Source organism: Vibrio sp. 10N.222.48.A3 (genome assembly GCF_041475345.1).
GTDB classification, from domain to species: domain Bacteria; phylum Pseudomonadota; class Gammaproteobacteria; order Enterobacterales; family Vibrionaceae; genus Vibrio; species Vibrio tasmaniensis_A.
Window position 1 is genome coordinate 1 of sequence record NZ_JBFRVX010001453.1, and the last position, 342, is coordinate 342.

The following is a 342-nucleotide window of genomic DNA, read 5'->3' on the forward strand; positions in this document are numbered from 1 at the left end:
GGCGACTTATTACCAACAACGAGCAAGTGCAGGGCTAATCATCACTGAAGCCACACAAATTTCAGATGACTCTCAAGGTTACTCATTCACACCCGGCGTCTATACCGATGCGCAAATCGAAGGTTGGAAATCAGTAACAACAGCAGCAAAAGAGCAAGGTGCCGCGATATTCTGCCAACTATGGCACGTAGGCCGAGTATCACACCCTACCTTTCAAAAAGGCGAGTTGCCGATTGCACCTTCAGCACTGGCACCTATAGAAACGCAGGTTTGGATCTCTGATGAGAATGGTAACGGCAACATGGTGGATTGCATCCAACCAAGAGAGATGACCCAAGCCGA

The 342-nt window shown here is 48.8% G+C and carries 1 pseudogene; it reads left to right on the top strand.

The features are described 5' to 3' along the window. Window positions 1–342: pseudogene (locus tag AB4653_RS27065) on the top strand (alkene reductase); the annotation flags it as partial.